This is a genomic window from Pseudomonas sp. NPDC087342 (assembly GCF_044744265.1).
In the GTDB taxonomy this organism is placed as follows: domain Bacteria; phylum Pseudomonadota; class Gammaproteobacteria; order Pseudomonadales; family Pseudomonadaceae; genus Aquipseudomonas; species Aquipseudomonas nunensis.
The window spans coordinates 1,235,522-1,261,148 of sequence record NZ_JBIUXZ010000001.1 but is presented as its reverse complement, the minus strand read 5'-3'; the positions used below and the strand labels follow the sequence as shown (position 1 = coordinate 1,261,148).

At 61.2% G+C, this 25,627-nt stretch carries 19 protein-coding genes; 4 read left to right on the top strand and 15 right to left on the bottom strand.

Translation table 11 applies throughout. The features are described from left to right. Nucleotides 1-6 precede the first annotated feature (6 nt). The gene (gene ccoN / locus ACIOYV_RS05640; RefSeq protein ID WP_401321595.1) at nt 7-1,434 is read right to left on the bottom strand and encodes a cytochrome-c oxidase, cbb3-type subunit I; all 1,428 of its coding nucleotides are present in this window, start codon (nt 1,432-1,434) and stop codon (nt 7-9) included. A gap of 395 nt (nt 1,435-1,829) precedes the next feature. Here ccoN and ACIOYV_RS05635 point away from each other — a divergent pair, with 395 nt between their 5' ends. From ACIOYV_RS05635 to ACIOYV_RS05625, 3 genes are all read left to right on the top strand, one after another. Beyond that, entirely contained in the window at nt 1,830-3,503 is a 1,674-nt protein-coding gene (locus tag ACIOYV_RS05635) for a nitrite/sulfite reductase (RefSeq protein WP_401321592.1), read from the top strand. Next, nucleotides 3,500-3,979, top strand: coding sequence for a DUF934 domain-containing protein (locus ACIOYV_RS05630; protein ID WP_401321589.1), 480 nt, complete (start codon nt 3,500-3,502; stop codon nt 3,977-3,979). Before ACIOYV_RS05635 ends, ACIOYV_RS05630 begins: the two co-directional genes overlap by 4 nt. 256 nt (nt 3,980-4,235) lie before the next feature. Beyond that, nucleotides 4,236-5,204 (top strand): hypothetical protein, encoded by a 969-nt coding sequence (locus tag ACIOYV_RS05625; protein WP_401321586.1) that lies wholly within the window; start codon nt 4,236-4,238, stop codon nt 5,202-5,204. 160 nt (nt 5,205-5,364) lie between these two features. Here the strand turns inward: ACIOYV_RS05625 and ACIOYV_RS05620 are convergent, their stop codons facing one another. Further along, nucleotides 5,365-7,725 (bottom strand): tetratricopeptide repeat protein, encoded by a 2,361-nt coding sequence (locus tag ACIOYV_RS05620; protein WP_401321584.1) that lies wholly within the window; start codon nt 7,723-7,725, stop codon nt 5,365-5,367. Nucleotides 7,726-7,939: 214 nt separating this feature from the next. Between ACIOYV_RS05620 and ACIOYV_RS05615 the strand changes: the two genes are divergently transcribed. After that, nucleotides 7,940-8,611 carry a DUF3313 domain-containing protein gene (locus ACIOYV_RS05615; protein WP_401321581.1) on the top strand — a complete coding sequence of 224 codons (672 nt, stop codon included), beginning with the start codon at nt 7,940-7,942 and terminating at the stop codon, nt 8,609-8,611. A gap of 104 nt (nt 8,612-8,715) precedes the next feature. Here the strand turns inward: ACIOYV_RS05615 and ACIOYV_RS05610 are convergent, their stop codons facing one another. The 13 genes from ACIOYV_RS05610 to ACIOYV_RS05550 all read right to left on the bottom strand — a co-directional run bounded on the left by ACIOYV_RS05610 (nt 8,716) and on the right by ACIOYV_RS05550 (nt 25,617). After that, entirely contained in the window at nt 8,716-11,229 is a 2,514-nt protein-coding gene (locus ACIOYV_RS05610; RefSeq protein WP_401321580.1) for a fused MFS/spermidine synthase, read from the bottom strand. Between the two features lie 184 nt (nt 11,230-11,413). After that, nucleotides 11,414-13,003 carry an arylsulfatase gene (locus ACIOYV_RS05605; protein ID WP_401321578.1) on the bottom strand — a complete coding sequence of 530 codons (1,590 nt, stop codon included), beginning with the start codon at nt 13,001-13,003 and terminating at the stop codon, nt 11,414-11,416. A 75-nt stretch (nt 13,004-13,078) separates the two neighbouring features. Next, complete coding sequence (locus tag ACIOYV_RS05600) at nt 13,079-14,101, bottom strand: HAD family hydrolase (RefSeq protein ID WP_401321576.1); 1,023 nt, start codon at nt 14,099-14,101, stop codon at nt 13,079-13,081. Further along, complete coding sequence (locus tag ACIOYV_RS05595; protein WP_401321574.1) at nt 14,098-15,507, bottom strand: hypothetical protein; 1,410 nt, start codon at nt 15,505-15,507, stop codon at nt 14,098-14,100. Before ACIOYV_RS05595 ends, ACIOYV_RS05600 begins: the two co-directional genes overlap by 4 nt. After that, the gene (locus tag ACIOYV_RS05590; protein WP_401321571.1) at nt 15,504-17,087 is read right to left on the bottom strand and encodes a VWA domain-containing protein; all 1,584 of its coding nucleotides are present in this window, start codon (nt 17,085-17,087) and stop codon (nt 15,504-15,506) included. Before ACIOYV_RS05590 ends, ACIOYV_RS05595 begins: the two co-directional genes overlap by 4 nt. Nucleotide 17,088: 1 nt before the next feature. After that, complete coding sequence (locus tag ACIOYV_RS05585; protein WP_401321569.1) at nt 17,089-18,081, bottom strand: vWA domain-containing protein; 993 nt, start codon at nt 18,079-18,081, stop codon at nt 17,089-17,091. Then, nucleotides 18,068-18,643: a DUF4381 domain-containing protein gene (locus ACIOYV_RS05580; protein WP_401321566.1), complete on the bottom strand. Its 576-nt coding sequence runs from the start codon at nt 18,641-18,643 to the stop codon at nt 18,068-18,070. The genes ACIOYV_RS05585 and ACIOYV_RS05580 overlap by 14 nt, the downstream gene beginning before the upstream one ends. Continuing rightward, complete coding sequence (locus ACIOYV_RS05575; protein WP_401321563.1) at nt 18,640-19,578, bottom strand: DUF58 domain-containing protein; 939 nt, start codon at nt 19,576-19,578, stop codon at nt 18,640-18,642. Before ACIOYV_RS05575 ends, ACIOYV_RS05580 begins: the two co-directional genes overlap by 4 nt. A gap of 8 nt (nt 19,579-19,586) precedes the next feature. Beyond that, a complete protein-coding gene (locus ACIOYV_RS05570) occupies nt 19,587-20,567 on the bottom strand; it encodes a MoxR family ATPase (RefSeq protein WP_163909939.1) in 981 nt (326 codons plus the stop codon). Nucleotides 20,568-20,581: 14 nt separating this feature from the next. Then, nucleotides 20,582-21,619 (bottom strand): hypothetical protein, encoded by a 1,038-nt coding sequence (locus ACIOYV_RS05565; protein ID WP_401322612.1) that lies wholly within the window; start codon nt 21,617-21,619, stop codon nt 20,582-20,584. A gap of 28 nt (nt 21,620-21,647) precedes the next feature. After that, a complete protein-coding gene (locus tag ACIOYV_RS05560; protein ID WP_054614920.1) occupies nt 21,648-22,547 on the bottom strand; it encodes a transporter in 900 nt (299 codons plus the stop codon). Nucleotides 22,548-22,586: 39 nt separating this feature from the next. Further along, nucleotides 22,587-23,993 (bottom strand): DUF1254 domain-containing protein, encoded by a 1,407-nt coding sequence (locus ACIOYV_RS05555; protein ID WP_401321561.1) that lies wholly within the window; start codon nt 23,991-23,993, stop codon nt 22,587-22,589. A gap of 160 nt (nt 23,994-24,153) precedes the next feature. After that, nucleotides 24,154-25,617, bottom strand: a complete 1,464-nt coding sequence (locus ACIOYV_RS05550; RefSeq protein WP_401321559.1) for a DUF1254 domain-containing protein — start codon at nt 25,615-25,617, stop codon at nt 24,154-24,156. Nucleotides 25,618-25,627: the final 10 nt, after the last annotated feature.

Here is a 25,627-nt window from a genome sequence, read left to right as displayed (position 1 = left end):
CAAACCTCACGCAATCTGCGCTTCGCGCTCGGCCATGGATACGTCCGCCACTCGCACGGTGCGCCAGGTGTTGTAGGCCATCAGCAGCATGCCGCTGAGGAAGAACACGCCGCCGGTAAACCGCACGACAAATCCCGGATGACTGGCCTGCAAGGCTTCGACGAAGGAGTAGGTCAGCGTGCCGTCGTCATTGATCGCGCGCCACATCAGGCCCTGGGTGATGCCGTTGACCCACATCGACGCGATGTACAGCACCGTGCCAATCGTCGCCAGCCAGAAGTGCAGGTTGATCAGCGGCGTGCTGAACATCTGCTCGCGGCCGAAGACTTTCGGCACCATGTGGTAGATCGCGCCGAAGGTGATCATCGCCACCCAGCCGAGGGCCCCGGCGTGGACGTGGCCGATGGTCCAGTCGGTGTAGTGGGAGAGGGCGTTCACCGTCTTGATCGCCATCATCGGCCCCTCGAATGTGGACATGCCGTAGAACGCCAGCGACAACACCAGGAAACGCAGGATCGGGTCGGTGCGCAACTTATGCCAGGCGCCGGACAGCGTCATCATCCCGTTGATCATCCCGCCCCAGCTCGGCGCCAGCAAAATCAGCGACATCGCCATGCCGAGGGATTGCGCCCAGTCCGGCAGCGCCGTGTAGTGCAAATGGTGCGGACCGGCCCAGATGTACAGGGTGATCAGCGCCCAGAAATGCACGATCGACAACCGGTAGGAATACACCGGGCGGCCCACCTGTTTCGGCACGAAGTAATACATCATCCCGAGGAACCCGGTGGTCAGGAAAAAGCCCACCGCGTTGTGCCCGTACCACCACTGCACCATGGCGTCGGTGGCCCCGGAATACACCGGGTAGGACTTGAACCAGTCCACCGGAATCGACAGATGATTGACCACGTGCAGCATGGCGATCACCACGATGAACGCGCCGAAAAACCAGTTGCCGACGTAGATGTGCTTGGTCTTGCGCTGCACCACAGTGGTGAAGAACACGATGGCGTAGGCGACCCACACCACGGTCATCCACACCGCGCCGGAGAACTCGATCTCGGCGTATTCCTTGGTGGTGGTGTAGCCCAGCGGCAGCGTGATCAACATGATCACGATCACCGATTGCCAGCCCCAGAAGGTGAACGCTGCCAGTGTGTCCGAGTACAACCGTACCTGGCAGGTTCGCTGTACCGCGTAGTAACTGGCGGCGAATTGCGCGCTGCCTGCGAAGCCGAAAATAACGAGGCTGGTGTGCAGCGGGCGCAAGCGGCCGAAGGTGGTCCACGGCAGGTCGAGGTTCATCTCGGGCCATACCAGTTGCGAGGCGATCCACACACCCATGGCCATGCCCACCACGCCCCAGACGATGGTTGCCACGACGAATTGGCGGACGACCTTGTAGTTGTAGGCCTGTCCAATTGTTGCTGTGCTCATGGTCAGTTCATCCATGCAGAGTCTTGCCAGGCCACCCGGTCTGGCATGGGATGCACTGTAGAAACCTCGCAGGAAACAAAACAGACTCAGGAAAACTCGATTTATGCGGATCAGATACGGGGCATACCTGCGGCCATCTGCCGCGCTCTGATACGGTTTTTTAGCTTTCAGGTGGATCTGTAACGCGCTGCGCCGCAGGTTCATAGTCGCTGCCATAAACCCCGTAGCAGCTGTCGAGCAACGCGAGGCAGCGTTCGGCGGCGAAGCCGTCGCAAACCCTTTGTTCGCGGTCTGCCTGATGCACCGCGTCGCCTGATTTAACGACGGCTTCGCCGCCGAGCGCAGCCTCGCGGTGCTCGACAGCTGCTACGGGTCAACCCTGATGAGGTAGCGAGATGTATCAGTACGACGACTATGACCGGGCGCTGGTGTTCGAACGGGTCGCGCAGTTTCGCGATCAGGTCGAGCGTTTCATGGCCGGTGAATTGAGCGAAGAAGAGTTCCTGCCGCTGCGCCTGCAAAACGGCCTGTACATGCAAAAGCACGCCTACATGCTGCGAGTGGCGATTCCCTATGGCACGTTGAGCGCCGGGCAGATGCGTACCCTGGCGAGCATTGCCCGGGATTACGACCGTGGTTACGGTCACTTCACCACCCGGCAGAACATGCAGTTCAACTGGATCGAACTGGCTCAGGTGCCGGACATCCTCGAACGCCTGGCCCAGGTGGAAATGCACGCGATCCAGACCTCTGGCAATTGCGTGCGCAACATCACCACCGAAGCCTTCGCCGGGGTCGCGGCGGACGAACTGATCGACCCGCGCCCGCTGGCGGAAATCCTCCGGCAGTGGTCGACCATCAACCCGGAATTCCTGTTCCTGCCGCGCAAGTTCAAGATTGCCATCTGTTCGGCGAAACAGGACCGCGCGGCGATCATGATGCATGACATCGGCCTCTATCTTTACCCCGGCACCGACGGGCAAATGCTCTTGCGAGTGATCGTCGGCGGTGGCCTCGGGCGTACGCCGATCCTCGGTCTGCAGATTCGCGAAGGCTTGCCATGGCAGCATTTGTTGTCCTACGTCGAGGCGGTGCTGCGGGTCTACAACCGCCACGGTCGGCGGGATAACAAGTACAAAGCGCGGATCAAGATTCTGGTGAAGGCGCTGGGTATCGACGCCTTCTCCCAGGAAGTGGAAGAGGAGTGGCAACATCTCAAGGACGGTCCGGCGCAATTGACCGACGTCGAATATGAGCGCGTGGCCAGTGCCTTCGTGCCGCCGTTGTATCAAACGCTGGCGGGCACCGACCTGGATTTCGGCACGCGCCTGGCGCAGAACCCGGCCTTCGCCCGCTGGGTCGCGCGCAATGTGCAGCCGCACAAAGTGCCGGGTTACGCCAGCGTGGTGCTCTCGACCAAGCCGGGCATCGCGTCTCCGCCGGGGGACGTCACGGCCGAGCAGATGGGCGCGGTGGCCGACTGGTCCGAGCAGTTCGGTTTCGGCGAGATCCGCATCGCCCACGAACAGAACATCGTGCTGCCGGACGTGACCAAGGCTGACCTGTATACGCTGTGGTGCCTGGCCTGCGACCAAGGCCTGGGCTGCGCCAATATCGGCTTGCTGACCGACATCATCGCTTGCCCTGGCGGCGACTTTTGCGCGCTGGCCAACGCCAAGTCGATCCCTATCGCCCAAGCCATTCAAGGACGATTCGAAGACCTGGATTACCTTCACGATCTGGGCGAGATCAGCCTCAACATCTCCGGCTGCATGAACGCCTGCGGCCATCACCATATTGGCAATATCGGCATCCTGGGCGTCGATAAGAATGGCAGCGAGTGGTACCAGATCACCCTCGGCGGCGCCCAGGGCAAGCACAGCGCTTTGGGTAAAGTGATCGGGCCGTCCTTTAGCGCGGCTGAAGTGCCGGATGTGATTGAGCGGATCATCAGCACCTTCGTGCGTTACCGCGAAAGTGAGGAGTTGTTCGTCGATACGGTGCAACGCATTGGGCTGGAACCGTTCAAGGAACGGGTTTATCCGAAAGTGCTGGAGGCGTCGGCATGAACAATCTGTTGCGGCTGGAGGAGGGTGTGGCGCGGATTGATCTGGATGACCCGTGGACATTGGTGCGGGAGATCGACGCTGAACTGCCGGCGGGACGCTTGATTCTGCCGCTGGCCCGCTGGCTGGATAACCCGGCGCGGCATGCTGTCTGGCTTGGGCCGGACGATGAGGTTGAAAGCCTGAAATCCTGCTTCAACCTGCTGCCATTGATTGCGCTGGATTTTCCGAGTTTTCGTGATGGTCGTGGTTACAGCCAGGCGTATCTGCTGCGCACTCGACTGGGGTGGACCGGTGAATTGCGTGCGATTGGCGATGTGTTGCGCGATCAGCTGAGTCATATGCGGCAATGCGGTTTTGATAGTTTTGCGGTGCGTGAGGATAAGTCGGCTGAAGATGCGCTTAAAGGGCTGGCGGGGATGAGCGTGTTGTATGGGCGTTCGGTGATTGAGCCTAGGCCATTATTCCGGCGCCGCTGAGCTTTCTGTAGCAGCTGTCGAGCAACGCGAGGCAGCGTCCGGCGGCGAAGCCGTCGTAAACCCTGCGTTCACGGTCAGCCTAATACACCGCGTTAGGTGATTTCACGACGGCTTCGCCGCCGGACGCTGCCTCGCGTTGCTCCTCAGCTGCTACAGGGCGTAGTCAGGGAGTGTTTTTGCTTGGGCCAGTACTGGCATTTTGGTAGAGTCCGCTGCATTGGCTACATGGACGAAATCAAGAAGGGAGTCTGGCGTTGTGAGTTTCGGCAAAAAGATTTTGGGGCTGACGGCATTTCTGCTGATGCTGACCCTGTGGGGCGGCTACATCTACGTATTCCAGGAAAACCGTGGCGGGCAGTTGGGCGGCGCCTACGACAGCACCGCCTGGTGCGGCACGCCGCCGTCGGCCGACGCGTTGTCCCTGGGCAAGGATCAACTGACCCTGCGCGTCACCAATAACCTGCGTGGCGAGTTCATGCTCGGCGGTTCGGTGATCGTTTCCGAGCGTACCTTCAATCGCTATGACCTGGGCCGCAACGAACTGCGCCTGCGCCTGGAACCACTGCAATGGTCGTTCGGCGCCACGCCGATCTTCCTTGAGCAGGTCAGGATCAAACCCCTGAGCCGCAACCTCGCCGCCGACAACAAAAGTGCCTACGCCGAACTGGAGTCGCGACCGATCGGCGTGCAGGGGCGCACCACCGACTTTCCCTTCGACACTTACCGCTATGGTTACAAGCCGGTGCTGTATTACCTCAAGGGTAACGAGCGCATCGACCTGCGTTTCCGCCACATCACCACCGTGATGGAGATGTCGAACACCTTTACGCCGATCCAGAAATACAACCGCGCGGAATACATCAACGAGAAAAGTTCGCTGGTGCGCGATGAGGATTACAAGCCTTACGCGACCACTGAATGCGCGTTCAGCGTCGAGCGCAAAGGCTCGTTCAAGGTGATTGTGCTGCTGTTGTTGCTGGTGATCTGCCTGCCGCTGATGCATGTGTTTTATCGCGATGAACCGGGAATCGACTTTTTGGCCACGCTGGTGGGGGTTGCTGCGGTCCGGGTGTTGCTGGTGGGGCCGTTGCAGGACTTCCAGTTGTACAACATCGACTTTTTGTTTGGCTCAGCGATTTTGCTGGTGGGAACGGTGTCGCTGGTGAAGGCGATGCGAGCCAATAGCCGGCGGGAATTGGCGGCGCGGAGTGGGTCGACCTGGTGAATCCCGTAGCAGCTGTCGAGCAGCGCGAGGCAGCGTTCGGCGGCGAAGCCGTCGCAAAACCTGTGCACGCGGTTTACCTGAAAAACCGCGCCGCCTGATTTCACGACGGCTTCGCCGCCGAACGCTGCCTCGCGGTGCTCGACAGCTGCTACGGGGCGGGTTATTTCAACGCCGGATCCCCCATGTTCATTTTCTTCCAACCCTGCAACAACACCTGGGCCTTGGGCTCCTGGCCGTTCTCCAGGTAATACTGGATCAACGACAACCGCGCATTCCGATTCGCCGGCTGCACTTTCAACAACCTTTCCAGCTCAAGGCACGCCTCATCCACCTTGCCACTGTCATGCAACGCCACCGCCAGCACATACCCGTACTGCGCACTCTGGGGCTCCAGCGTGGCGGCTTTGTGCAGCAGCGGCATGGCTTGCGCGGTTTTCCCCGCACGAATCAGCGACAGGCCTTGGGTGTGTACCAGCAGGGCGGCGTCCGGGTGATCCTTGACGCTCTGCTCCAGCAGCGTTTGCGCTTCAGAACCGCGGCCACTGGCCTCCAGCCATTGCACCAGCGTCACCAGCGCCGGGTAAAAGTCCGGATCACGCTTGAGCGCGGCGCGAAGCAGCGGTTCGACTTCTTCCGTACGACCACTGGCCTGATACAGCATCGCCAGATTGAGGTTGGCCTCGGCGCGTTCTGCCAGGCTTTTCTGCACGTCCTCGTATTCGGCAATGGCCGCGTTCCAGTTGGCCTGGGCGTTGCCCAAACCATTGCGGGCGACGTTCAGCAGATCCCGGGCAGCGACAATCCGTACCGCTTTCACCGGATCACCGAGCAATGGCGTCAGCAGCGGCGCGCGCTCGGCTGGCGGCAGGAACGCACTGATCGCCCGCACCGCGCTTTCACGCACTTGCGGCGCCGGGCTGCTCAGGTCCTGGGTTGCCAGTTTCAGCGCCTGGTCGCTCGGGTACAGCGGCAGCTCGGCCAGCAGGGTCGCCCGTTGGATCGCCGGCAGGTTGCTGCGCTGTAACTGCTCATACAAAGCTTGCGCGGCGCCCGGTTGACCGTTGCGGATCAGCCACAGGCTTTCGTCGTAGCGCGGCGCCTGAACCGGCGAAGCGTTGGCTGTGTTCCACAGTTTGAACTGCTCGGTGACCTTGTCCCCGGCCTTGCCCTGGTGACAGGTCAGGCAAGCGTCCGGCGTACCGAGTTTCGCCGCCCGCCCAGGGTTGGGAATACTGAAGCTATGGTCATGGCGGAAGTCGTTGCCCATGTAAAACTTGCCCGGCATATGGCAATCCACGCACTGCGAGCCCGGTTGACCCATGGTGTGGCGGGTGTGTTCGATGGAATCGTAGTTCTTTGCTAGCAGCCCTTTGCCATCGACGCCTTCCACTGCGGTCTTGCCGGCGGTGTTGTGGCATTGCAGGCACACGCCGTTGCCCGGAGCCTTGAGCTCGGTGCTGTGCGGGTTGTGGCAGTTACTGCAACGCACGCCCTTGTCGAACATTTTGCTTTGGGCGAAGGAGCCGTGTTCGAACACTTCGTCCTTGATCTTGCCGTCCAGCGCATACAGTTCGCGGGTGAGGGTGCTCGGCAGGTAGTCATCCATCAAGCGCTTGCCGACGGTGTAGCCATCGCCCAACGGTGCGCGGCGCGAGTGGCAGCGCGCACAGGTTTCCAGCTCGACGGTGGCGTTCTTGTCCTTGAGATCGACGGCAAACCCGGCGTGGATCAGATCGGTTTTTTTCGCCGTCCATTCGAGGTGATTCGACGCGGGACCGTGGCACGCCTGGCAGCCGACGCCGAGGCTGTTCCAGTGACTTTCAAAGGTGTTTTTTGCCGCATCGAAATTGCGCTTGTACCCAGTGGTGTGGCACTCGACGCACATGAAGTTGGCGTTCTGGCTCGGTTTGCTCCAGTGCAGCGGGTTTTTGAAGTTCACCCCCTGGCCCGGATACAGATGAAACCAGCGGTGCTTCTCGGTATCCCAGGCCACGCCCAAGGCTTGCAAGCGACCTTCGCCGACCTCGATCAGGTATTGCTGCAGCGGCGCGATGCCGAAGGTGTAGGCGACTTTGAAGTCGGCATTCTTGCCGTCGATCCCCGGCGTGTTGACCCAGAAATCCTCACCCTTGCGCGAAAACACCGTGGTCTCTTTTTCGGCCTTGAAGGTGACGTTGTTGAAGTCCCCCAGCATCGTCTCGGCCGTGGCCGGTTGCATCGCCAATTGGTGATGGGAACCTTGCCAGTCCTTGACCTGCTCGGTGTGGCAACCCTGGCATTGCTGTTCATCGACCATCGTCGCCGGGGCCACAGCCACCACCGGTTTAACCGGTTGCACGACCGGCGCGCTGACCGCGACAGGCTTGGGCGGAGCCGGTGTGCTGCTATGGAACAGAAACCAGCCAATCGCCGCCACGGCCAGCAGCAAGACGCCGATGGTGACGGGAAACAGGTAGCGGTTAATCAGGGTCGGTGGCGAATCAGGGTTAGGGTTTACAGCTTTATTTTTATGCTTCGGCATTGCGACTTCCATAGTCCGAGTGCGTTGGCCGCTGAGGGCGCGCTTTTTGAAGCTCGGTGCAGCTTTGCCGGATGGCACGCGTCTGTCAAATGAGCTTTGTGCGCTGAGCCACAGCCTTAGATGAATCTTCCGTGATGTTGGCGGCAGATAATTGATATTTGGCTATAACTACCTAGTCCCGTTGCGTTATCGATCCTCTTACAGGAGTTACAGCATGAAGCTTGCGTTAATGATGAGCACACTGTGCATCGCCTCGATCGGGGTGGTCGGCTGCTCCAGTAAAGTGGTCGAACCTGACCAGTATTCGGGGTTTCTCAAGGACTACAGCCAGCTCAAGGAAGCCAAGTCGCCGTCGGGCGCCGAGGTCATGCGCTGGATGGACCCTAAACTCAAAGTCGATAAATTCACCAGCGTCTACATCGAGCCGACCCAGCTCTATCCCAAGCCGCAAGCCACGGTGAAAATCCCCCAGGCCACGCTTAACGGCATCACCGGTTACTACGACCAGGCGCTCAAGCGCGAACTGGGTAAATCCCTGCCATTGGCCGCCGGTCCCGGGCCTGGCGTGATCGTGGTGCGTGCGGCGATTACAGCGGTCAGCAGCAAGACCGAAGGCCTGAAGCCTTATGAAGTGATCCCGATTGCGTTAGTGGCAGCGGCGGTCAGCACGGCCAGCGGGATTCGTGATCAGGAAACTACCCTGGCCACGGAAGCGGTGTTTCTCGATGGCGGCAACAACAGCGTAGTGGCCCAGGTCGTGCGTAAAGGCACCGGCAAACCGCTGGAGAATGACACTCAGGTGATGAAGGCCGATGACGTTAAAAGCGTGATCGATGGCTGGGCTTCGGATTTGCATCAGTCGTATCTGAAACTCAAGTCCAAGTAATGTATTGAGGCTGAGGGCCCCTTCGCGGGCAAGCCTCGCTCCTACGGATATGTAAACCTGTAGGAGCGAGGCTTGCCCGCGAAGGCGATCTGTCAGGCGCCGCATCACTCCCCGACAAACCACCGATAATACGGATTCCCCCCATCCCCGCGCATCACCTCGCCAATATCCCTGGCCCAGGCATCACGGTCGCCGTCATAGGCATGCAAACTCGCCCGATAAAACTGCATCAGGCGCTGGCGGTGGGTGTTCATCCGCTCATTGAACCCCGCATCGGCATTCACCAACGGTGGCGCGACGTGCAGGTCGAGCAGCGCCGGCAACACGCGGCTGATTTCCTTGGCGCGGACCCACGGCGCGTACTCGATGCGCGGTTGATCGTCGGTCACCGGTGCAGCGTCAGCAGCAAAGCGTTCGAGCCCCGCGCGGTCGGTTACCCAGGTCGCGAGCAACGCCGCCGCCGAGCCAATGCCCACGTCCTGCAAGGTGCTGCGAACGCTGTCCTGCTGGAAGCGCTGGGTGATTTTCGCTGCATCCAGTTCGATCGGCTGCATGGAGCCCACCAGCAGCATTTCGTGGAACTCGCTGGTCCACAAGGTGGCGTAGGGGTAGACGTCGAGGAAGCTGCGCACCAGCGAACGTGAGTCGTCGATGTTCTGGGTCGGCAGTGGCAACCATTGGGCGACCAGTCCGTTTTTCTCCAGACGGCTGGCGGCCAATTGGTAGAAGTCCCGGGAATAGAGATTGACCACCCCGGCAGCAGAGGGCGGTGGTGGTTCGAGGGTGATCAGGTCGTAGGTCTGCGGGTTGCGCAGTAGCTCCTGACGGCCATCGCGCAAGCGCACATCGACGCCCGGAACGCTGGCGGCATTGAAGTTGCCCTTGAACAGCGGCGCAGCCTTGACCACCGACGGCAGCAACTCGGCGACTACGCGATGTTCCAGCCCCGGATAGCGGGTCAGGGCTCCGGCGGTAATGCCCGTGCCGAAACCGATCACCAGCGCCGAACGCGGTTCGCTGTTGTGAATCAGCAGCGGCAACAGCGCCTGAATGCGCATGTAACGCAGGGACGGCATGGCGTCGCCAGTGTTGGACACGCCTTGAATGTATAAGCGCTGGAAGGCCTTCGCGCCCTTGCCCTGAGTGACCACCGCTACGGTGCCGCCGCGTCCTTCTTCATAGAAAGCCAAGGTCGCATTGCGTGCACCGGGCAGCAGGCTCGCGAGTTTGTTGACCGGGGTGAAAACCGCCAGCGCCAAGGACAACAGACCAATCGCGACCACGGCCTGACGCCGGCCTTTCTTCACATGATGACCTTTGCGCACCGCGAAATAACCGATCCCGGCGGCGACAATCGCCAGTAGCCCAAGAGTGCGCACCAGCCCCAGCAACGGGATCAGCAGAAAGCCGCAAAGCATCACCCCGACAATCCCGCCAAGGGTGTTGAACGCCACCACCGCGCCGACATCCTGGCCGATCCGCTCGCGACCCACGCTCAAGCGCAGCGCCAGGGGAAACGCCGCGCCCAGCAGCAACGTTGGCACAAACACAATGCTCAGCGCCGCCACCGCAAACCGCGTGCTCATGCCCAGCAGTTCACTGGCGCCCAACGACAGCACCCAGGCTTCGGCGACACTTTGCGCGACGATCAGCCAGCGTCCGAGCAGGGCGATTTCCAATAGTGCGATCAACCCTGCACCGGCTATCAGCAAACCAAACACGCCCCACGGATCACGAATGCGTTCGACCCGACGGGCCAGCAATGCACTGCCGAGAAACAGACCAGTGAGGTACGTCGCCAACACGACGGCAAACGCATAGGTGCGGGTGCTCATGAATTGCACGATGGACTGCGACCAGACCACTTCATAACCCAAGGCCACGCCGCCCGCGATGGAATACAACCACAGCGCCAGGCGATCCGAGGCTTTGTCCGCGTGATGTTTCACTGGTGCGGCGGGCGGCGTCGAACGCTGGCGTTGGAACCACAGCGCACCGGCAGCGGCCAGCAGGTTGAGCATCGCGGCGGCCAGCGCACTGCCGCGCACGCCAAGGGTGGCGATCAGCACAAACGCGGCGAGCAGGGTGCCGGCGATTGCTCCAGCGGTGTTGGCCGCATACAGCTGACCGCCAGCCTTGCCCAATTGCTGCGGGTCGGCGGCCAACGAGCGCACCAACACCGGCAGCGTGCCGCCCATCAGCAGCGCCGGGATGCCGACCAAGGCAAACGGCAACATCCAGGCCAACAGGCCGACGTGCTGTTCCAGCCAGGCGAACGGACTCGCGGCGAGGCTCATGGCGAACGTCGCACCGACGCCGATCACGGCGACCAGCACTTCCAGTCCGGCATACAGCAGAACCGGCTGCTGCAAGCGATCCGCCCAGCGCCCGAACAGCAAACCACCGAGTGCCAATCCGGCAAAAAATGCGCTGATCCCGGTGGTGATCGCATACACCTCGACGCCCACCACCAGCGACAGTTGCTTGATCCACAACACCTGATACACCAACGCTGCCGCGCCGGAGACGAACAGCAGCAGGGCGGGGATCAACAGCGCCGGTGAGGCGACTTGAGGAGTGGGTATGGCCGACGACTTGCTGGCGACACGTGAGGACATTGCGGGTTGCCTTGTTCCGATCTGAAAAAACCTGTGACGGTACTGGCCTCTTCGCGAGCAAGCTTCGCTCCTACAAGAGCGACTCCGAACCTGTAGGAGCAAAGCTTGCTCGCGAAAGGGCCAACACGGTCCCAAGCCAAGAATAAGGCCGCCCGCCGATGAGGGCGGGCGGCGTTCAAGCGTCTTACTGTGCAGCCGGTGCCGCTTTCATTTTTTCTGCGATTTTGGCATCTACCGCAGCACGGATCTGGTCAATGCTGAAGCTCGCCGGTTTCTGGCTCGGTGGATACTCGATGAACGTCTGCAGGAATTCCGCAGACTTGGTCACCGCGACGCCTGCCAGGTAGACGTTTTTGGTGTTCCAGTCGTAGAACTGATCGGACACCACGTCGGCCCGTTCATACGGATCCATCCGCAGGTTGAGGATTTTCGGCACCCGCAGGCACACGAACGGTTCGCTCCAGACCCTGAAGCCGCCCGGTTGGCGCTGTTCACAGAACACCACTTTCCAGTTGTCGAAGCGCATGGAAACCAGCACACCGTCATCGTTGAAGTAGTAGAACTCCTTACGCTCACCTTTAGGCTGTTGGCCGGTCAGGTACGGCAGTTGGTTGTAGCCGTCCAGGTGCACTTTGAAGTTGGTACCGCCAGCCGTGGGGGCCCAGCCCTTGAGCAGTTTGTCTTTCACCTGGTTATCGCCTGCCGCCGCGAGCAAGGTCGGGAACCAGTCCATGCCCGAGAACATCTCGTTGGACACTTCGCCGGCCTTGACCTTGCCCGGCCAACGAATAATCGCCGGCACCCGATAAGCGCCTTCCCAGTTGGAGTTCTTCTCGTTGCGGAACGGCGTGGTCGCCGCGTCCGGCCAGGAGAACTGGTTCGGGCCGTTGTCGGTGGTGTAGACGACGATGGTGTTGTCGGCGATTTTCAGGTCGTCGAGGGTTTTCAGCAGTTTGCCGACGTCGCCGTCATGCTCAAGCATGCCGTCCGCGTATTCGTTGCCGGGCATGCCGCTCTGGCCCTTCATCGAATCGCGTACGTGGGTGAACACGTGCATGCGCGTGGTGTTCATCCAGACAAAGAACGGCTTGTCCGCCTTGGCCTGTTTCTCGATGAACGCTTGTGCGGCGGCAGTGGTTTCGTCGTCGATGGTTTCCATGCGCTTGGTGGTCAGCGCACCGGTGTCTTCAATCTTGCCATCGGCGAAGCTGTGGATCACGCCGCGCGGGGTGTTGGACTTGACGAACTCAGGGTCGTCCTTGGGCCAGTACGGGCGTTCGGGTTCTTCTTCGGCGTTGAGGTGGTACAGGTTGCCGAAGAACTCGTCGAAACCGTGATTGGTCGGCAGGTATTCATCCCGGTCGCCCAAGTGGTTCTTGCCGAACTGGCCGGTGGAATAGCCGAGGCCTTTAAGCGCCTGGGCGATGGTGATGTCACGTTTTTGCAGGCCGACCGGGGCACCCGGAATGCCGACTTTCGACAGGCCGGTACGCAGTGGCGTCTGGCCGGTGATAAAGGATGACCGTCCTGCGGTGCAGCTGTTCTCCGCGTAGTAGTCGGTGAACATCATGCCTTCCTTGGCAATCCGGTCGATGTTCGGAGTCTTGTACCCGACCACGCCCATGGAATAGGCGCTGATGTTGGTCTGGCCGATGTCGTCGCCGAAGATCACGAGAATGTTGGGTTTTTCAGCGGCCCCGGCAGTTGCCGAAATCGCCATGACCGAGGCTGCCACCAGGGCGAGTTTCGGTAGCCACTTGCGTATGCGAGTCATCTGACTTGCTCCTTTTGCTCACTTGCGTCGCCTCAAGGCGACATACGTTTTTTGCGGTCCTGCGTAACGCTTTTGTTATTGCACTTGCTCGGGTGTGGCGGACTCGAACGGGTAGACCCGGCGCCATTCGGCGGCCATGTCCACGATAGTCCAGCCACGGGATTTTGCTTCGTCCAGCGCCTTGTCCAGCTTGCCGACCGAGGATTGGCGGTCGTAGGCCCACTCGCGTTTGGCGTCGGTGTGGTGCACCAGGCCCATGAAGCGTTTACCGCTGCCGGCGGCGGTCCACTGGAGCATTTGCAGGTCACCGTCGGAGTTGCCGAAGGCCAGGATCGGTCGCCGACCGATCACCGCATCGATGCTTTCCGGTTTGCCCGGGCCATCGTCGTTGTGCGCCAGTTTCTGCGTGCGCACGATCGACGCCTTGCCGTCCTTGAACTGGAACGCGGTGACGAACGTGGTGCCGATCACTTGCTCCGGCGGGATGCCGTAGACCTTCTCGGCAAACGCACGCATGAACGCGGTGTCGCCGCCAGACACGATGTAGGTCTTGAATTGCTGGCTGCGCAGGTAGTCGAGCATTTCCAGCATTGGCTGGAAGATCATCTCGGTGTAGGGCTTGCCGGTCTTCGGGTGTTTGGCCTGACTCAGCCAGGTCTTGGCGTAGTCATCGAAGGCTTCGGTGGTCATGCCGGTGTGGGTGGCGCCAAAAATTTTCAGGATGCCCTCCATGCCCGATGCGGCCAACGCCTGGTGATCGTTTTCCAGCACCGCTTTAAAGGGCTGGGTGGTTTTCCATTCCGGGTGTTGCGGCGCGGTGCGCTTGACCTCGTCGAAGGCGAACAACAACTCGAAATACGCCGGTTGCTCGCTCCACAGGGTGCCGTCGTTGTCGAACACGGCGATGCGTTCGGCAGGTTTGACGAAGTCCTTGCTGGTTTGATCGGTGACAGCCTGGACGAATTCGATGATGCTTTTTTTCGCCGGGCCGTCGTTCCACGAAGGCAGCGGTTCGTTGGCTTGGGCCAGCAGCGGCAGGGCCAAGGTGAGCAGTAGGGTCAGCCCGTAGCGGTGGCGGATCGATAACGGGTTCGTCATGGGAATTCCTTCTCGTGGACGGGGTTGAGTGGCCGTAACGCGGGAGGCGCCGGGGCCCGGTGATGCTCGGCCTGACTATGCAGCGTAGCCAAGGATTGCTGGAGTTGGCGCAGCGCCTGATCTTCGGTCGGTGTGCGGCCGTAACAAGCGCGCAGTAGGGTTTGCAGGCGTGGGCCGAGGTTGGTCAGTTTCAGGCCTTTGCCACGGCGCCTGACCCACAGGTACAGGGCGCTCAGTTGCGCCGGTCGGCCTTCGATTTGTGCGGGAATCTGCTGCCAGGCGCAGTCCGCCGATTGCAGCCACGCAGCGTGCCGGGCTTGGCGTTTCGCCTGCCAGCCGAGCCAGGTGCGACGGATGAGTGGACGGGCGAAGTAGCCGAGCAGGGCGACGATCACGAGGATTGCCAGCCAGCCCAACCAATGTCCGGAGAGATGCAGACTGCGTTGCTGGCTAAGTTTCTTCAGGTCTTCGCTGATGGAAAACACCGGGCGATAAGCGCTGTTTGGCGCTGCTTCAAAGGTAATGGCCGGCACTTGGGCGGTGCGGGTCTGCTGGCTGCCGCTGTCCCACCATTTCACCTCGATGGCGGGCAGGGTGTGGCTGCCTTCGGTGTCGATCCGGTAAGTGGCGGTATCGATACGCTGGCCGCCATTGAAGTTGCCGCGACCGTCGTCCATGGCGCTGACCTGCGGGGCTTTTGGGTAGCGGCTCAGACCTGGGACGTCGGCCAATGTCGGGACTGGCAGCGCCATCGCCAGCGCACCGTCGGCTTGCAGGGTCAGTTGCCGGGTGAGGCTGTCGCCGACCTTCAACGGTATCGCGGAGTTGAAGGTTTTTTGCGTGAAACGCACTCCGCTGGCCACCAGCACCGCTTCACCGGCGCTGAACCCTGGCGGTTGCGCGGCGCTGAAGTGCAGCGGCTGACTCTGGGCGCTGAGCTCGGCGCTGGCTTGCGCGGGCGTGGCACGTACGGTCAACCCCGGGATGTCGAAACCCTGGGCCAAGTTCGGCGTGATTAGGTAGCTGTAGCGCATGCCGCTGAAGGATTTGCCGTCGATGGTCTGGTTCAGGTGCTGGGCGTGGCCGTTGGGCGGCATGACCAGTGCGCCGTTGAGCTTGAGGTCAGGCAGGGTCGGGGCATCGGTGAACCAAGTGTCGGTGAGCACGTCGAGTTGCAGTTCGACCAGGCTGCCGACCATGATTGAATCGGTGGGTTGCAGGCGGGACTGGATCTGGAGTTCGGCGGCCAGGGTTTGGGTGCTGAGCAGGCAGAGGAGCAGGGTGCAGAGTTTTGTAGTGGCTGGGCTGGCCTCTTCGCGAGCAGGCTCGCTCCCACAGGGGAAATGCATTCCAAATGTGGGAGCGAGCCTGCTCGCGAAGGCGGCAACTCGGTCAAGAAGGGTCATGGCTTATTACCCCCGACCTGATCCTGCAAACTGAACTTCTGCTTCAAGAACTTCGCCGGCGAGGTACTCAGGTTCTGCAACCACAACGCATCCGACCCCGCCTGCTCTGTCTGCACCGCTTTGCTCTGGCCTTTGCCCGGGGCCTTGTCCATCTTGATCTCGTCCGGCTTGGTCTCCGGCGCGTTCTGCTCGGCGCTGTCAGTGTCTTTCTGCAAGGCAATCGCCAGCGCCAGATTGGCCGTGGCTTCCGGGAACTGCGGGCGCAATTTCAACGCCTGGGTATACGCTGCAATCGCCTGATCGAACTTGAAACGTTTCACGTAAATATTGCCCAGGTAGAAATACGCCTCGGGTGTTTGCAGTCGCGCAAAACTCGCCAGTGCCAGGTCGTAATCGGCGGCGTGGTAGGCGGCGATGCCTTTCCAGTACGGGTCGACAAATAACGCCGCAGCCTGGGGCAAATGCTCATGCTCGAAGGCCCAGCGACCTTGCTGATCCTTGGTGAAAAACGCGTCGGTCAGGGCGTTGGCTTCGGCTGTGCTCGGTTGCAGGCCAATGCCCAACGCCAACAGCACACCGGCCATCCAGTTCAGGCTCCAGCCTTTGCGCACGCTGAAGAACGCGATCAGCAGCAACGGCCAGCACAGCCAGTAACCGGCGTCTTTCCAGTGCAATTCCCGTTGTTCATCGCTGGCACTCTGGAAATGCTGCTGGGCGTGCAACTCGACCCAGTCCAGATCGTCGTTATTCAGCGTCAGGCTGCCCAGCGGTGCGTCGAGCGCGGAAGCCAGTTGTTTGAGCGCGGCCTGATCGAAACTGCCCAGCGTCGGGCGACCGTTGCTGTCGGTACGCGGTTGGCCATTGGCGTCGTGGATGATCCCGCCGTCTTCATTGCCCACGGCGAGGATCAGGACTTGCAGTTGGCTGTCATCTAGTTGTTTGTCGAGGCCGCTGAGTTGCGCGGTGTCGGCGCCATCGGTAATCAGCAACAGCGTGCCCGGGGTTTTCTCGGCGGCCAGCAGGCGCTTGGCTTGCTCGATCACCGCGCTGACGTCTTTCCCGGATTTGCCGATCAGGTCGGTGCTCAGCGCCTGGATAAAGGTGTCGAGCAACGCCGGATCATCGGTGGGCGGCAACACCAGGTGCGCACTGCCGGCATAGGCGATCAAACCTGTGCGAGCACCGGCACGGCGCTGGATCAGGTCGTGGAGTTTGTGTTTCGCCGCTTCGAGGCGACTCGGTGGCACGTCGGTGGCGTCCATCGATGGCGAGAGGTCGATGGCGATGATCAACGGCGCGCGGTTTTCCAGGAAGTCCGGGCGATCCTGTTCCCAGGTCGGCCCCGCAGCGGCGAGCGCGCCGAGGATCAACAGCGCGCACACCAGATGCACCGGACGCAGCCGCTGTTGATCCTGTGGCGTGATCAACAGGTGCGGCAACAAGTGCTCGGCGATATTGCCGCGCATGCGTCGTTGCAAGTCATGACTGCGGCGCCACAGCAACGGCAGCAACGCACCGAACAGTGCGAGCAATAGCCAGAGTGGGCGCAGAAAGTGGAAATCGCTGAGATTGATCTCCATCTCAAGCCTCCTGCCGCTGGCGGGCAATCGACAGGCGCGGACGCAGCAGGGCGCCGAGGTGATAGAGCGCAAGCAAGCCGATTGCAGCGCCCAATGGCCACCAGAACAAATCCCGTTTCGGCTGATGGCTGAGGGTTTTCACCTGATGCGGGGTGAGTTTGTCGAGGGTGCTGTAGACCTGATCCAGCGCCGTGCGATCTTCGGCACGGAAGAATTTACCGCCCGTGGCCTCGGCGATTTGCTGCAAGCCTTGCAGGTTGACCTTGGCTTCGCCTTCGGCGGTCGGGTCGCCGATGCCGATGGTGTGAATCACCACGCCTTTGGCCGCCGCCATGGCTGCGGCGTGGTCCGGGATGATGGCGCTGCTGGTGTCGTTGCCGTCGGTGAGCAGGATCAGCACTTTCTCTTGTTCGTGGGCTTGATCCAGCAGTTTCAGGCTCAGGCCGATGGCATCGCCAATCGCGGTGTTGGGTCCGGCCATGCCGATGCCGGTGTCGTCGAGCAACAGCGAAAGGCTGGCATGATCGAGGGTCAGCGGCGCTTGCGCATAGGCGCCGCTGCCAAACACGATCAGGCCCAGGCGATCCTCTTTGCGCTTGTCGATAAAGCCGTGGACGACTTCTTTAACAGCAGCGAGGCGATTGATCTTCTGGCCGTTGGCGTCGGTGAAATCAGTGGTTTCCATGGACTGGGAAATGTCGATGGCGAGCATCAGGTCGCGTACCGGTTGCTGGCGCTCGATGGGTTTTTCCACGAACACGGGCCGTGCCGCTGCCACCAGCAACAAAGCCCAGACCAGCAAATTCAGCAGCAACTGCCAGACGTTACTGCGGCTACCCGGCGCACTCGGTGCCTGGCCGACCGCGCGGCTCATGGCACTGAAAAACGGCACGCGCACCGCGCTGCGGGCCTCGCGATACACGGGCAGGTAGCGATAACCGAACCACGGCAACGGCAGCAGCAGTAACAGCCAGGGGTAATCAAGCTGCCACATGATGATGCTCCACCCAAAGTTTGCAGGTGTCGAACAGCTGCTGGCGGTGTTCGGCGGGCAGGGCGCGCAGGGTGGCGTCCGAGGCGTAGGCCAGTTGGGCGAGGTGTTGGCTGAAATCTGCGGGTAAAGGCTTGGCGCTGTGCGCCTCCAGAAAGGCTTGCCACTCTTCACCGCCCAATGCGCCAACCCCCCGTAGGAGCGAGGCTTGCCCGCGAAGAACGATGACACTGTCTTTCAGAGGCTCCGCGTTATGGCTTTCGCGAGCAAGCTTCGCTCCTACAGGATCGGGGATTGAGAGGGCCACTCTCTTCAGCAATTCCGGAAGTTCGCGCAACGCACTCAAATCATCACTGCGCCGCTGCAACTCCGCCAGCCGCACCAACGCTTCCCGCCGATACCGGTCCCGCCGCCATTGCCACACCTTGCGCGCACTCACCAGCACCACCGCGAGCACCAACAACCCCAGCAACACCCACCAACCCCAGGTCTGCGGTGCATAGCTGACCGGCGCGGGCAATCCCAACTCCTTGAGTTGTTCGATGCTCGGGATATTCGGATTCATCGCCGGCCACCGCTGAGCTTGCCCAGTTCAACCCGCAATTGTTCATGCGCCTCGGTAGCTGTGCTGAACATCATCAGCGGCACTTGGCTTCGGCGCAGCAGCGTGGCGACATCCTTGAACCGGCCACTGAGGAAATCCACCAACGGCTCATGCACCCGGCGCTGTTCCACCGCCAGTTCGACTTGCAACTGGCCCTGTGTCACCAGCAAACGGCCGTTTTTCGGCAGGTTCAGCGCCAATGGGTCGTAGACTTGCATCGCGATTACATCGTTGTGCGCGGCCAGTTGTCGCATCAGTTTCAAGGTGCGTTCGCCAGCCCCCGCAAAGTCGCTGACGATGCAGATCAAATGATCGTGCCCGGCCACCGCCAGGCAATGCTGCAAGACCTTGTCGAGCTGGTTTTCATCTTCGGCGTCCGGGTTGCCGGCGTTGAGTTCCTGATTCTGCTGAGCTATACGGCTGCACAGCGCTTCAAGCCGTTTGCGGCTGCGTAGCGGGGCGATGCTGTCGATGCGTTGGTCGTTGAACACCAAACCGCCGACCCGGTCGCCGGCGTTGAACACCATCCACGCCGCCAACGCGCCGAGTTCGGCAGCGGCGGCCGATTTGAAGCTGCGCTGTGAGCCGAAGAACATCGACATGCGCTGGTCCACCAGAATCAACGCCGGGCGGTCGCGCTCTTCGGTGAAGGTGCGCACCACCGGTTTGCCGGTGCGCAGGGACGCGCGCCAGTCCAGATGGCGCAAGTCGTCCCCCGGCTGATAGCGGCGTAGCTCATCGAAATTCAAGCCACGGCCCCGCAATCGCGAGGCATGGTTGCCGGCGAGAATGCTGCCCTGGGGCTGGCGCGCAAGGAAACTCAGGTCACGGGCCTTGAACTCCAGCGCCATCAATTGCGCGAGAGAGACATAGACCAGCCCGTCGGCACTATTCATTTTCAACCTCAGGCGGGAATCGCCACTTTATCGAGCAAGCGGTCGAGCACTTGATCCGCTGTCACACCGTCAGCCACCGCGTCGTAGCTCAGTTGCAGGCGATGGCGCAGCACCGGGTGCACCACGGCGCGCACGTTGTCCGGCGAGACGAAATCCTGCCCTTGCAACCACGCATCGGCGCGGGCGCAACGGTCCAGGCCGATGCCGCCTCGTGGGCTGGCGCCGATGGAAATCCAGCGGCCGAGGTCGGCGTCGTAATCCGCCGGGTGGCGCGTGGCATTGATCAGGTCGACCAAGTAGGTGTCGATGGCCGGGGACACATGAATGCCGCTGACCTCACGGCGTGCGGCAAAAATCACCTCCTGCGACAGCGCAAACCCCGGCACCGGCGCAGTTTTGGCACCCAAGGCAAACTCTTCCTCGCGCAGCAGCCGCAGCACCTGACTTTCGTTTTCCGCGCTCGGGTAATCCAGCAGCACTTTCATCAGGAAACGGTCCATCTGCGCTTCCGGCAACGGGTACGTGCCTTCCTGTTCGATCGGGTTCTGGGTCGCGACCACGATGAACAGTTCCGGCAACACATGGCTGTTACCGGCCACGGTAATCTGCCGTTCTTCCATGGCTTCGAGCAGCGCAGCCTGGACCTTGGCCGGAGCGCGGTTGATTTCATCGGCCAGGATCAAGTTGCCGAACAGCGGCCCGGGCTGGAAGCGGATTTCATTCTTGCCTTCGACCTGATGCAGCACCTCGGCGCCGGTGATGTCCGACGGCAGCAAATCCGGGGTGAACTGGATGCGGCTCATCTTCGCGTCCAGGTGCTTGGCCAAAGCCTTGACCGTGCGGGTCTTGGCCAGGCCGGGCAGGCTTTCCAGGAGTAAATGGCCGTTCGCCAATAGACCGAGCAGGATCTGCCGGATGACTTGATCCTGGCCGAGTACGGATTCGGCGATGCTGGCTTGCAGGGCGTTGAGATCGTTGAGTGCGGTCATGGCAGTTCCCTGGCTCAAAACATAAAGGTCGGAATGACCGGGATGAAGGACAAACGGAAATTCCAGCGGCTGCTGATCAGGTCTTCCGGGTGAATCGCCGAATACTGAATCTCGCCGGAAATCCGCACCGGCAACTTGCCGAAGTTGAAGATTCGCCCGGCGCCGATGCCGATAGGGAAGGTGACCTTGTTGCCGCCCTCGGCCTTCCAGTTGACCGTGACGTTCGGCGTCATGCCGACCCGCCATTGCTCCGGGCCGGGGATGGTGCGCTGGATGAAATACTGGATGTTGGTCAGGCTCACGTCCTTGCGCTTGCTATCGCCCGCCACCGACCACCAGTGCTGCGGGAACAGGCCGAGGGTCCAGTCTTCGCCCAGGTACGCAGCGACGAACGCCGGGCCGAGAGAGTATTTGCCGGTGCCGAGCACGTCGTATTCAGCGGTGGGGAACATCGCGGTCGGGCCGAAGCCCCAGACCATTTTGCCGCCCCCGGCGAAGCGGATCGGCTCCTTGGGCGAGAACACCCCGACATACGCCAGGTCGCCGAAACCGCTGGTGCGGTCGAACGGGTCCTGTACCACCGAGGTGAAGTCGCCGCGATCATGCAGCAACTCATTCGGGCCCATGCCGATCAGGTTGCCGGCCTTGTGGTTGACCGGGGCGCTGACGTAGCTGATGGGCAAGCGGTTGATCAGGTTCCAGTCTTCGCCGATGGAAATCGGGAAGGTCGGCATAAAGCTGTACTTGCCGAGCATCCGCGTGCTGTTGCTGTGCGGACCCTTGAGCGCGGTGTAGTCGTATTGGTTGAACAGCAACACCAGGTTGCCCACCGGGTTGTCCATCAACTTGGCGATTTGCTCGGTGGACGGATCGCAGCCGGCGGCCACGACTTTTTTCAGGTCGATGTCGAAATCTTGCTGCAATCGATGACAGGTTTCCGGATCGCCCTTGCCGACCGGTTGCGCGGGAGTGCTGCCGAGGGCCGGCAAGTTGCCGGCGGCACAGGCCATGCCGCTGAGCATTGCCCCGCAGAGGGTCAGGTTTGTGCGCATCCATGCCGTGATCATCGATCAGCCTCCGTTACCAGGCGTATTGCAGGCGCAAGGTCCAAGTGTTCACGTCCGGCGAGCCGGTACGCTCCGACACCGTGTCCGAGTAGGCGATCAGCCCGCCGAACTGCGGCGACAGCATGAAGCCGACACTGGCGCCGAACAGGCCGTTTTCCTGTTTGTTGTCCTGCCAGTCACCGTTGATCTTGGTTTCGCCGCCACGGTTATAGGTGGCATCCAGGGACGCCCACAACGCACGGTTGATGGTGTAGCTGTAGTGAGTTTCGATGGCGTAGAGCGGCTTTTGCTCGAGCTTGCCGTCACCGTGGTAGTCGTTGTTGTCGCCGTACATCGACACGTAGGTGTTGAACTCGAGCCAGGTCGGGCCGATAGGCGTGCCAAAGGCGATTTCCGGTTTGAACGCCCAGCGGTTGGAACCGATGTTGATGATCCGGTCCTTGTCGTAATCCCCGGTGGGCGCGGTGATCCAGATGGCACCGGTAAGAAAGGTTTCCGGGGTCCAGTTGGCGAACTCTTCCTTGGTCAGCGCCGGGCCGCCGAACAGGTTATGCACTAGCACAAACTGGGTGTCGGCCATGCCGCCGTTGTGCTTGGTGCCGTCGAAAAACTGCGCGTTGTCGAACGATGCGGAAATGTCGGCGTAGGGTTGCAGAATCTGGATCGCGCTGTTGCGCCCGTCCACCGCGAACGAGCGGGCATAACGGGCGATGTACAGGTCAGCGTTCAAGGACAGGCCATCGATCGGCAGCGCAGTGTCGATCGGCGTGTTGGTGTCGATGCGGTTGTAATAGCCGAACACCATGTTCAGGTCGGTCGGCAGGTTCTGCCAGTCACGGGCGTTATCGGCCTGGCTCAGCAGTGGGGTCATGGCCAACGTCAGTGCCGTCATCCTTGATGTGTTCAAACGCATGCTTGTGCTCCTGCAAAGTTCTGTATGACGGGTTACAGCTTACTGGCCAATCGGCGTCAGCAACGGGATTTGCCACTGGCCGCTGACCATTTCCGGCTTCGGCAGGTAGACCCGCAGCACGGCATAAAACGGCCCGTGGGGGGCTGGCAGCCAGTTGTGTTTCTTGTCGCCCACTGGCTCCGAATGCTGCACGTACAGGGTCAGGCCACCGTCGGCGTCGAGCTTGAGCTTGGGCAACATCCGCGAGTTGATCAGGTAACGCTTCATGTGGTTGGCAACCAGTAACTTGGTCTTGCCGTCGTACATGGTCAGCGACCAGAAAGCGTCGGCTGGCGGCAGTTCGTCTTTGTTGAAGTGCAGGGTGTAGCTGTGACGCGCACCGTTGACCGGTTTGCCCTGGTTGTCGACGAAGTAGCCGATGTAATTTGCCTCTTCGGCGGAGTTGCCGAAGATCCCCATGTTGGCGCCGGCGTAGCGATACAGGTAGTTACCCTTCAGGTGATCGCGGGTGCCGAAGAAATCACCGCTGGTGACCTGGTGGGTGTCGACCTTGTCTTTCTTGAACTGTGCGAATTCAGCTTTGGCGTCCGCGATGCCGTCCTCCAGCGCTTTGCGTTGGTCTGCGGTAAGGGTGGTGAGCTTGAACGGCTGGCCGCCGACGATGCCGATCTTGGCGAAGCGCGCCAGCAGGTCTTTTTCCACGTCCTGCGGCGGGGCGAAACCGAGCATGAAATTCAGGTAGCGGAACAGGTCGGGGGTGTCGCTCATGTCGGCGGTCGGCTTCGGCCAATCGACCTTTGGCGCGGCGGCTGGCGCCGGTTGCTTGAGGTATTGGCTGAGGGTCTGGACCTTGTAGGCGTTCTGGATCAGCTTGACCTTGGCCAGGTCAGCATTGTCGAACAACTGCGTGCGGTACAACGCGTAAGCGATGTTGCTTTCGCTGCGCACCAACCGGTCGATATTCACCGGCTGTTGGCCCTGCCAGTCCGGGCCGGCAATCATGTAGGTGCCGCCCTTGTTGCCGGTGCTGCGGGTGCCCAGGTAGGCGAAGTTCTGTGTGTAGAGGTCGATCAACTGCACCGAGTAATAGCGGTTTTCCGCAATTGGCGGCAGGGTCAGCACCACCGGTTCGGCGCGCAGGTCCATCCAGACGAAGGAGTAGGGCGTGTCGGAATTCGGCGTGACAAACGCGGTATCCGCCGGGGTGAAGACTTTGGCGGTGTTGCCGATCTTGTTGAACGGCGCCTTGAAGTTCGAACCGGCCTTGTCCACGGCCTGGGTGTAGAGGGTCTTGTACATCTCCACCACCGGGAAGCCGTAGAGGTAGGCTTCCTTGGCAATGCCCCGGGCTTCCTCCGGGGTGGCGGTGAAGTCGGCCCAGGCGCTGCAACTCAGCAGGAGCGAAAGGCTGGCGAGCATCAGGCGGGGGGCTTTCTTAATGTGCATGGGGTGTCCTTTCAAAGTCATTCAGGTAAGCCGCAGTCCCTGTGGGAGCGAGCTTGCTCGCGATGACGGCTTCACATTCAACATTGATGCTGGCTGATAGATCGCCATCGCGAGCAAGCTCGCTCCCACAGGGGGGCTGAGTGATGTCAGGCATCGGTTTTCACTCCACCAGCGCAATGTCATCAAGCTTCCAGCTCTTGTCGAAATAGGCCTCGGTCGGCGCATACAAACGGAAGTAGCTGAACCAGTGCTTGCCCGGCACCGTTTGCACCCAGTTGTTCTCAAACCCCTTGGGCGCCGTCGGGCCGAAGTACAGGTCCACCGAGCCGTCAGCGTTCTTTTTCAGGTCCTGGCGGGACGACAGATCGGCCTTGCGCTGCGGGTTGTCGATCAGGCAGCGGCTGTCGATGTCGTACACAGTCATCGACCAGAACTGCTTGGCCGGCGGGTTGGCGCCGACGTGCAGGCGATAGCTCTTGCCGCCGTCGAGCCAGTTGCCCTTGGCGTCGGTATAGGCGCCGAGGTAGGTCTGGCCCAGGCCCGGGGTTTTCGACACCATGCCTTTGGTGTTGGTCACCGCCTCGTAGAACCAGGCGCTGCGTTCCCACAACTGGTCGTAGTAAGCGACCCGCTGGGACGGCTCGGCGATGTTCAGCACGGTGTCCCACTGCCGGTCTTTCCAATACTGCGCATCCGGGAAGCGCTTGGCGAAGGTGTTAGCCTTGGCGATCAGTTCACCGACTTGCGCACCCTGTTCCAATGCCGCACGTTGCTTGTCGTTGGGGTTGAACGGTCTGTCCTTTTCAATGCCCAGGCTGGCGAGCATCGCCATGTAGAAACGGTCGCGTTCGTTGACCGGCTCTTTCTGGATGATCTGGTGCAGCCGCTCCCAGTACGCCAGGCCACGCGGCTGGGTGCCGGACCAGGCCTTGCCGCCGGGGGACAGCAGTTTGGTTTTGCTCGGCTCGGCGCGCTTGGCGTAGGGGTACATCTTGAATTGTTCGACCAGCGCCTTGCCCTTGGCCGGGTCTGGGTCAAGGACGCGAAAGCCCACCAGCACGTTCATGGTTTCCGACTTGGCCAGGTAATACTTGCCAGCGTCGGCCGGTGGTTCGGCGCCCGGTGGCAGCACCAGGTACTTGCCACCCTTGCCTTTGTCCGGGCCGGTCTGGCCCATGTCGATGATCGCCCGTTGCCAGAAATCACCGATACCGCCGGCAGTCGGGCCGGGTGGCAGTTCGATGACCAGCGGCCCGGTTTCATTCAGGTCGACGAAGCCGAGGATGTACGGCGTGGTGGCGTTGGCGGTGATCACGCCGAGCTTGTCTTCGTAGCTGTTGAGCACCATCAAGTCGCCGCTGTGGGCACCGAGCTTGTCGCGAAATTCTTCCTGCCACTGGGCGTAGGACACCAGCGGCAAGGCCCATAAATAACTTTGAGTTGCCTGCTGGAAATCCAGTTCGGCGTAGAGCTTGGCGATGGACTCATGGGTCGGCAGTTCGCCTTCCATGGCGACTTTACCGATCCGGGTGTCGAGGTCCTGGGCTTGCGCTTGCGCGCCCACACCGCAACTCACGAACATCGCCATGATGCTGTACCCGGCGGCACGCAGTGCAATGTGCATAAGAATGTCC

What these genes read in the sequence shown, in the direction of transcription:
- ACIOYV_RS05630 (WP_401321589.1), top strand. Translation starts at nt 3,500, where the DNA reads ATGAACAATCTGTTGCGGCTGGAGGAGGGTGTGGCGCGGATTGATCTG.
- ACIOYV_RS05570 (WP_163909939.1), bottom strand. Translation starts at nt 20,567, where the DNA reads ATGACCGCACTCAACGATCTCAACGCCCTGCAAGCCAGCATCGCCGAA.
- ACIOYV_RS05580 (WP_401321566.1), bottom strand. Translation starts at nt 18,643, where the DNA reads ATGAATCCGAATATCCCGAGCATCGAACAACTCAAGGAGTTGGGATTG.
- ACIOYV_RS05585 (WP_401321569.1), bottom strand. Translation starts at nt 18,081, where the DNA reads ATGTGGCAGCTTGATTACCCCTGGCTGTTACTGCTGCTGCCGTTGCCG.
- ACIOYV_RS05560 (WP_054614920.1), bottom strand. Translation starts at nt 22,547, where the DNA reads ATGCGTTTGAACACATCAAGGATGACGGCACTGACGTTGGCCATGACC.
- ACIOYV_RS05610 (WP_401321580.1), bottom strand. Translation starts at nt 11,229, where the DNA reads ATGTCCTCACGTGTCGCCAGCAAGTCGTCGGCCATACCCACTCCTCAA.
- ACIOYV_RS05620 (WP_401321584.1), bottom strand. Translation starts at nt 7,725, where the DNA reads ATGCCGAAGCATAAAAATAAAGCTGTAAACCCTAACCCTGATTCGCCA.
- ACIOYV_RS05550 (WP_401321559.1), bottom strand. Translation starts at nt 25,617, where the DNA reads ATGCACATTGCACTGCGTGCCGCCGGGTACAGCATCATGGCGATGTTC.
- ccoN (WP_401321595.1), bottom strand. Translation starts at nt 1,434, where the DNA reads ATGAGCACAGCAACAATTGGACAGGCCTACAACTACAAGGTCGTCCGC.
- ACIOYV_RS05600 (WP_401321576.1), bottom strand. Translation starts at nt 14,101, where the DNA reads ATGACGAACCCGTTATCGATCCGCCACCGCTACGGGCTGACCCTACTG.
- ACIOYV_RS05565 (WP_401322612.1), bottom strand. Translation starts at nt 21,619, where the DNA reads ATGCGCACAAACCTGACCCTCTGCGGGGCAATGCTCAGCGGCATGGCC.
- ACIOYV_RS05635 (WP_401321592.1), top strand. Translation starts at nt 1,830, where the DNA reads ATGTATCAGTACGACGACTATGACCGGGCGCTGGTGTTCGAACGGGTC.
- ACIOYV_RS05590 (WP_401321571.1), bottom strand. Translation starts at nt 17,087, where the DNA reads ATGGAGATCAATCTCAGCGATTTCCACTTTCTGCGCCCACTCTGGCTA.
- ACIOYV_RS05555 (WP_401321561.1), bottom strand. Translation starts at nt 23,993, where the DNA reads ATGCACATTAAGAAAGCCCCCCGCCTGATGCTCGCCAGCCTTTCGCTC.
- ACIOYV_RS05615 (WP_401321581.1), top strand. Translation starts at nt 7,940, where the DNA reads ATGAAGCTTGCGTTAATGATGAGCACACTGTGCATCGCCTCGATCGGG.
- ACIOYV_RS05595 (WP_401321574.1), bottom strand. Translation starts at nt 15,507, where the DNA reads ATGACCCTTCTTGACCGAGTTGCCGCCTTCGCGAGCAGGCTCGCTCCC.
- ACIOYV_RS05605 (WP_401321578.1), bottom strand. Translation starts at nt 13,003, where the DNA reads ATGACTCGCATACGCAAGTGGCTACCGAAACTCGCCCTGGTGGCAGCC.
- ACIOYV_RS05575 (WP_401321563.1), bottom strand. Translation starts at nt 19,578, where the DNA reads ATGAATAGTGCCGACGGGCTGGTCTATGTCTCTCTCGCGCAATTGATG.